The organism is Pantoea sp. R102 (assembly GCF_004916815.1).
Lineage (GTDB): Bacteria > Pseudomonadota > Gammaproteobacteria > Enterobacterales > Enterobacteriaceae > Pantoea > Pantoea dispersa.
This window is the reverse complement of sequence record NZ_SDFT01000271.1, coordinates 1-5135: the sequence shown is the minus strand read 5'-3', so window position 1 is coordinate 5135 and position 5135 is coordinate 1. Positions and strand designations below refer to the sequence as shown.

Here is a 5135-nt window from a genome sequence, read left to right as displayed (position 1 = left end):
ACGCTGACGCTGCCGAAGCTGGTCCAGCAGGTCGCGCTGAACGCGTGGAAAGAGGTGAATGAGCAGGGCGTGACGCTGCATTTGCGCAGCAGCCAGCGTCATCTCAACTCTGCCCCGGCGCGCCAGGCGATTCAGGACGCGCTGAGCCAGGCGGCCGGCCAGCCGGTTGAACTGACCATCGTGGAAGACGATAATCCGGCGGTATTGACGCCGCTGGAGTGGCGTCAGGCTATTTATGAAGAGAAACTGGCGCAGGCGCGTCAGTCGATCGAAAGCGATACCCACATTCAGACGCTGCGTCGCTTCTTTGATGCGGACCTGGATGAAGAGAGTATCCGACCCGTATGATCACGCTGTCGCGCAGCGTTGCGCGCAGCCCCAGCAGAGAGAGAAAACTATGTTTGGTAAAGGCGGATTGGGCAACCTGATGAAACAGGCCCAGCAGATGCAGGATAAAATGGCCAAAGTTCAGGAAGAGATCGCCGCACTGGAAGTCACCGGCGAATCAGGGGCTGGCCTGGTCAAAGTGACCATCAACGGTGCGCACAACTGCCGCCGCGTGGAAGTCGATCCCAGCCTGCTGGAAGATGACAAAGAGATGCTGGAAGATCTGATCGCTGCGGCGTTTAACGACGCGGCGCGCCGTATTGATGAAACGCAGAAAGAGAAGATGGCATCCGTCTCTGCCGGTATGCAGCTGCCGCCTGGCTTCAAGATGCCGTTCTGATGCAAACCAGTCCACTGCTTGAAGCTTTGATGGAGTCGCTGCGCTGTTTACCGGGCGTTGGCCCGAAATCGGCGCAGCGCATGGCGTTTCATCTGTTGCAGCGCGATCGCAGCGGTGGCATGCGTCTGGCGCAGGCGCTGACCCGCGCGATGGCAGAAATCGGCCACTGTTCCGACTGCCGCACCTTCACCGAGCAGGAGATCTGCACCATCTGCGCCAATCCCCGCCGTCAGCAAAACGGCCAGATTTGCGTGGTGGAGAGCCCGGCGGATATCCACGCCATCGAGCAGACCGGCCAGTTTGGCGGTCGCTATTTTGTGCTGATGGGCCATCTGTCGCCGCTGGACGGCATCGGCCCGCAGGACATTGGCCTGGATCGGCTGGAGCAGCGCCTTGAACGTGAGACGCTGCAGGAGGTGATCCTCGCCACCAACCCCACGGTGGAAGGCGAAGCCACGGCTAACTATATCGCCGAGCTGTGCGGCCAGTATGGCGTTGACGCCAGCCGCATCGCGCACGGGGTTCCGGTCGGCGGTGAACTGGAAATGGTCGACGGCACAACGCTGTCACACTCGCTTGCCGGACGGCACAAGATTAAATTCTGACCACTTGCCGGTATCCTGCTGCGATACCGGCTTGAAATTCTTCCCACCATCCCCATTTCACTCTCAACAATTGATCAACCCCGATTCTGTTGAGGTAGCAATGACCATGAAAGGACAAGAGACGCGTGGCTTCCAGTCAGAGGTAAAACAACTTCTGCACCTGATGATCCATTCCCTCTATTCAAACAAAGAGATTTTCCTGCGTGAACTGATCTCCAATGCCTCCGATGCGGCTGACAAGCTGCGCTTCCGCGCACTGTCGACGCCGGATCTGTACGAAGGCGATGGCGACCTGCGAGTGCGTATCTCGGTCGACAAGGAAAAACGCACGCTGACGCTGAGCGATAACGGCATCGGTATGCGCCGTGATGAGGTGATTGAAAACCTCGGCACCATCGCGAAATCCGGTACCAAAGCGTTTCTGGAATCGATGGGTTCCGATCAGGCAAAAGACAGCCAGCTTATCGGCCAGTTCGGCGTCGGTTTCTACTCGGCGTTTATCGTGGCTGACAAAGTGACGGTACGCACCCGTGCTGCGGGCGCCAAAGCCGACGAAGGCGTGTTCTGGGAATCCGCCGGCGAAGGCGAGTATACGCTGGCGGAGATTGAGAAAGCCGATCGCGGCACCGAAATTACGCTGCACTTCCGTGAAGGCGAAGATGACTTCCTCGACGCGTGGCGCGTGCGCAACGTGATCAGCAAATATTCCGATCACATCGCGCTGCCGGTGGAGATCGAGACCAAAGACGAAGAGAACGATACCGTCACCTGGGAGAAGATCAACAAAGCCCAGGCGCTGTGGACGCGCAACAAAGGCGAAATCAGCGACGAAGAGTACAACGAGTTCTACAAACACATCGCCCATGATTTCAGCGATCCGGCCATCTGGAGTCACAACCGCGTCGAAGGTAAGCAGGAGTACACCAGCCTGCTGTACATCCCGTCGCGTGCGCCGTTCGACATGTGGAACCGCGACAGCAAGCACGGTCTGAAACTGTACGTGCAGCGCGTCTTTATCATGGATGACGCGGAACAGTTCATGCCGAACTACCTGCGCTTTGTGCGTGGCCTGATAGATTCCAGCGATCTGCCGCTCAACGTTTCCCGTGAGATCCTGCAGGACAGCCGTGTCACGCAGAGCCTGCGCGCCGCGCTGACCAAACGCAGCCTGCAGATGCTGGAAAAACTGGCCAAAGACGACGCAGAGAAATATCAGCAGTTCTGGAAAGAGTTCGGTCTGGTACTGAAAGAGGGGCCGGCGGAAGATCATGCCAACCAGGAGGCGATTGCTAAACTGCTGCGTTTCGCCACCACCCAGAGCGAAGGCGCGGCGCAGACCGTTTCGCTGGAAGATTACGTCAGCCGCATGGTTGAAGGGCAGGAGAAGATTTACTACATCACTGCCGACAGCTATGCCGCAGCGAAAAGCAGCCCGCATCTGGAGCTGTTCCGTAAGAAAGGCATCGAGGTCCTGCTGCTGTCCGATCGTATCGACGAGTGGATGATGAGCTACCTGACGGAGTTCGATGGCAAAACGTTCCAGTCGGTGAGCAAAGCGGATGAGTCGCTGAGCAAGCTGGCGGACGAAGAGACGGAAGCGCAGAAGGAAGCGGAAAAAGCGCTGGAGCCGTTCGTCGATCGCGTGAAAACCCTGCTGGGCGAGCGCGTCAAAGAGGTGCGCCTGACCCATCGCCTCACCGACACGCCGGCGATTGTCACCACCGACGCCAACGAAATGACCACGCAGATGGCGAAGCTGTTCGCCGCGGCCGGTCAGGATGTGCCGGAAGTGAAGTACATCTTTGAGATCAACCCGGAGCATACACTGGTGAAACGCGTGGCTGATACCCAGGATGAAGCGCGCTTTGCGGAATGGGTTGAACTGCTGCTGGATCAGGCGCTGCTGGCTGAGCGCGGCACGCTGGACGATCCTAACCAGTTTATCCGCCGCATGAATCAGTTGCTGACGGCGTAACGCGGTGCGGTAATCGGAACGGTCGGCATGAATGCCGACCCTACCGGTTACCTGGCACCGATTCGACAACTGTCCACTCTCTGTAGGGTCGTCATTAATGACGACCTTAAAAAATCACATATTCGTAGGGTCGTCATTAATGACGACCTTTTTTATTTATGCCGCCCTTGCTTACTTCAGCGCTTCATCCCGCAACCAATCCCGGAACAACGTAATCTCCGCATCGTGCTGGCGTGACCGCTTGGTCATCATCCAGGTGGCACGGTCGGCGCGCACAAACCCCAGCGGCGCAATCAGCGTGCCGTCGTTCAGCTCCTGACGCACCAGCAGGCGCGGCGCCACAATCACGCCCAGCCCGTTTCTCGCGGCCTGAATCGCCAGCGTCAGATTATCGAAATGTTTGCCCAGCCAAAAATTACCGCGCACGCCGCTGATCTTCGCCCATTCGGCCCAGGCCTGCAGGCGGGTATCGGCATGCAAAAGCGGCAGCGACGCCAGATCCTGCTCGCTGTGAAAACGCGCCGCGTACTGTGGGGCGCACAGCGGGCCGACGTAATCATCGCTGATGAGCGAGGCATCAATGTCGTCGTCCGGCGCCTGTTCATAACTGAGGATCAGCACATCGGTATGCTCGCTGCGCAGCTGAGCAATATCGCCCTGCGGCTGAAATTGCACTTCAATATCGGGATAGCGCTGGTAAAAGCTGCTGATGCGCGGAATCAGCCACTGGGATAAAAAACTTGGGGTACAGGCGACGCTCAGATGGTTGCGCATCCCGGTGCGAATACTTACGCAGGTGGTAGAGAGTTCGCTAAAGGCTTTCTGGCAGCTCACCAGCAGACGTTCGCCGTGAGAGGTTAAGCGCACGCGCCCGTTAGTGCGGATGAACAGAGGCTTGCCCATCCAGCTCTCCAGCTGGCGAATCTGATGGCTGATGGCGCTGTGGGTGACATGGAGACATTCGGCCGCGACGCTAAAGCTGCAATGCAGCGCCGCCTGATGAAAATAGTGCAGTGCACGTAACGACGGAAGCGCGGTCATACTCATCCCCTGTGTAAAAACCTAACAGGGATTGTCAGTTTATATCATTTTAATGTCCAGCCGCATTAACCTAACCTTTCCTGCTTAATCTGGCGGGTTGACGGACCGGCTTCGCTGTGTAAAGCAGCGGCGATGTCCGCTGCCAGCGCCAGCTTCACACAGCAGAATAACCAAGAGAAATGTCACGTGATGACTTCACAACAGGCTACTGCCAGGGCGGCGGCGCGCGATCGGCTGCGCGGCTTGCTGTCCCGTCACTATCGGCTGGAAAATTACGATCTGTTTTTTGCCCCCTCACTGCACATCGCGCGCGTGCTGCTCTCGCAACTGTTTCTGCGCCAGGAGCAGGCGCGCAATCAGACGCGCTACGCCGCGCAATATCCGGTCAGCGAACTCAGCGTGCTGCCGGCCCTGCCGATGATGGCGGGCAATATCGCGCTGGTCGATCATGTCGATATGCAGCAGGGCCGGGTGCGCAATCTGAGTGCCTGCCAGAGCCAGGGCGTGACGCACGCGTCCGGCTCCTTCGCCAGCGTGTTGCATAAACGACTCATCAGCGAGGCGCGACTGTTTGTCACCCAGCTGAATCAGCATGCGATGCTGAGCGACGATCTGGTGCTGATTGCGCTGCGTACTCATGATTTTAGTACGCTGGTGCGCAGCGAACTGCGGCTGTTCGAACAGGGACTGGCGCTGGGTGACGCGCCGGAACGCGCGCTGGAGAGCATGGCGCAGGACGACTGGCAGCCCTTCAATGTTGCCAGTGTCGATAGCCTGACGCTGGATA

6 protein-coding genes are annotated in these 5135 nt (G+C 58.2%); 5 read left to right on the top strand and 1 reads right to left on the bottom strand.

Annotated features, from left to right (window positions below):
* From ERD80_RS21535 to htpG, 4 genes are all read left to right on the top strand, one after another.
* The coding region (locus tag ERD80_RS21535) for a DNA polymerase III subunit gamma/tau C-terminal domain-containing protein (protein ID WP_282183393.1) at positions 1 to 348 on the top strand (348 nt) is incomplete at its 5' end.
* A gap of 49 nt (positions 349 to 397) precedes the next feature.
* On the top strand, positions 398 to 727 hold the full coding sequence (locus ERD80_RS21530; protein ID WP_010616869.1) for a YbaB/EbfC family nucleoid-associated protein: 330 nt from the start codon (positions 398 to 400) through the stop codon (positions 725 to 727).
* Positions 727 to 1332, top strand: a complete 606-nt coding sequence (gene recR, locus ERD80_RS21525; protein ID WP_031279660.1) for a recombination mediator RecR — start codon at positions 727 to 729, stop codon at positions 1330 to 1332. The genes ERD80_RS21530 and recR overlap by 1 nt, the downstream gene beginning before the upstream one ends.
* 100 nt (positions 1333 to 1432) lie before the next feature.
* Positions 1433 to 3307 (top strand): molecular chaperone HtpG, encoded by a 1875-nt coding sequence (gene htpG / locus ERD80_RS21520; protein ID WP_136548487.1) that lies wholly within the window; start codon positions 1433 to 1435, stop codon positions 3305 to 3307.
* 171 nt (positions 3308 to 3478) lie between these two features.
* Here the strand turns inward: htpG and ERD80_RS21515 are convergent, their stop codons facing one another.
* Positions 3479 to 4348, bottom strand: a complete 870-nt coding sequence (locus tag ERD80_RS21515) for a LysR substrate-binding domain-containing protein (protein ID WP_021507220.1) — start codon at positions 4346 to 4348, stop codon at positions 3479 to 3481.
* 189 nt (positions 4349 to 4537) lie between these two features.
* Between ERD80_RS21515 and ERD80_RS21510 the strand changes: the two genes are divergently transcribed.
* On the top strand, positions 4538 to 5135 hold a 598-nt coding region (locus ERD80_RS21510), incomplete at its 3' end, for a DUF6024 family protein (RefSeq protein ID WP_136548485.1).

Excerpts from the sequence above, each read along its gene's own strand:
- recR (WP_031279660.1), top strand. The coding sequence starts at position 727 with ATGCAAACCAGTCCACTGCTTGAAGCTTTGATGGAGTCGCTGCGCTGT.
- ERD80_RS21530 (WP_010616869.1), top strand. The coding sequence starts at position 398 with ATGTTTGGTAAAGGCGGATTGGGCAACCTGATGAAACAGGCCCAGCAG.
- ERD80_RS21515 (WP_021507220.1), bottom strand. The coding sequence starts at position 4,348 with ATGACCGCGCTTCCGTCGTTACGTGCACTGCACTATTTTCATCAGGCG.
- htpG (WP_136548487.1), top strand. The coding sequence starts at position 1,433 with ATGACCATGAAAGGACAAGAGACGCGTGGCTTCCAGTCAGAGGTAAAA.